Here is a 1,696-nt window from a genome sequence, read left to right on the forward strand (position 1 = left end):
CCAGAAGCGGAACCGGTGCCGCAGCCGGAGCCCTAGCTGGAGCCATAGGCTTGGGCTTGAACGCTTGGTGTGAGATCAGTCAGGATCACCAGTCGACGAGATCGGCGAACGCCAGATATGGGCGGCCGAGGCGTTCGTTGAGCCAGAGGCAGAAGTTGTGCAGCGCCATCTTCGCCGCCAAGCGTGCCTGCAGGCCGTCTAGCATTACAGTTGCACCTGAGCGTCTCCATCTATCTGCGCCTGAAGCGGAGGCGCAGCGGTGTCCGGGGTTTCGGTGGAGCAAATGCTGGGTCTGTGGTCGGCCGAGCTGGGCGGGCTCAAGGCGCGGCTCCGGCCGCTGTTCGCGCATCCCTCGGTGGCGGCTTCGGCGGCCGCCTTCCTGGACGGGCTGCTGGGGCCGGAGCGGCGCAAGACGGGCTGGATGCGGGCCGAGGCGGCCGGCGATCCGGGGCCCTGGCGGCAGCAGGCGGTGCTGGGCCGCAGCCACTGGGAGGCGGATGCCCTGCGCGACCTGGTGCGCGACTACGTCGTCGAGACCTTGGCGGCGCCGGATGCCGTCTTGGTGATCGATGAAACCGGCTTCCTGAAGCAGGGGAACGCCTCCTGCGGCGTCAAGCGGCAGTACACCGGCTCCGCCGGCAAGATCACCAACTGCCAGATCGGCGTGCTCGCGGCCTACGTGTCCGGCATCGGGCATGCCTTCATTGATCGGCGGCTCTACTTGCCCAAGGAATGGACCGACAAGCCAGCGCGCCGGGCGGCGGCGCATATCCCGGCGGAGGTGTCCTTCGCCACCAAGCCGCGGATCGCGGCCGGGATGATCGGGCGGGCGATCGAGGCCGGCGTGCCCTTCGCCTGGGTGGCGGCGGATAGCGTCTACGGGGTGGGCGAGGTGGAGATGGCGCTGCGCCGGGCGGGCAAGGGCTACGTGCTCGGCGTCACTGGCGGCCACTCCTTCGGCTCCTGGGGCGAGGCGCCAGCCGTCGCCGGCACGGCGGCGGAGATCGCGGCGGCGCTGCCCGCCTCCCGCTATGTCCGCCTGTCCGCCGGCGACGGCGCCAAGGGGCCACGGCTCTACGATTGGGCGTATCTGGCGCTGGCGGATCTCGATGCCGAGGCGGAGGGCTACCCCGGCAGCCATGGTATCTGGACACGGGGCCTGCTGATCCGGCGCAGCCTCACCGACCAGGACCTGACTTTCTTCGCCACCTGGTGTCCCCAGGGCACCCCGATCGAGACGCTCGTGAAGGTCGAGGGCACGCGCTGGGCGATCGAGGATGCGTTCGAGACCGCCAAGAACGAGCTCGGGCTTGATCACAACGAGACGAGGAGCTGGCACGGCTGGCACCGCCACGTCGCGCTGGTCCTGCTCGCCTTCGCCCTGCTGGCGGTGCTCCGCCACAAGGCGGAGGCCGACGCGACACCCCAAAAAAGCGCCACGGCCGAATGGTGCCGCAGATGGTGCGATGGTCCATCCAGGAGATCCGGCGCGTTGCCTGCCGCCTAGCCCAGGGCCGCATCGAGCCCGCCCTCGTCATCGCTTGGTCCGCTTGGCGACGATGTCACCAAGCCATGGCACGGCAGGCTCACCTCAAGCGCAGCCTGCAACTGTAATGCTAGGGAGAGCGTCATGTCTGGAACTCACCGCGCGGCCACGTTCGCGTTCTCGCTCGTCGTCGGCGCCGTCGCCCTTGGG

1 protein-coding gene is annotated in these 1,696 nt (G+C 69.3%); it reads left to right on the forward strand.

The features are described 5' to 3' along the window. Positions 1–283: 283 nt before the first annotated feature. Entirely contained in the window at positions 284–1,507 is a 1,224-nt protein-coding gene (locus VGD44_RS00485) for an IS701 family transposase (protein ID WP_414694604.1), read from the forward strand. Positions 1,508–1,696: the final 189 nt, after the last annotated feature.

Origin of the sequence: Phenylobacterium sp. (assembly GCF_036402295.1) — a bacterium.
GTDB lineage: Bacteria > Pseudomonadota > Alphaproteobacteria > Caulobacterales > Caulobacteraceae > Phenylobacterium.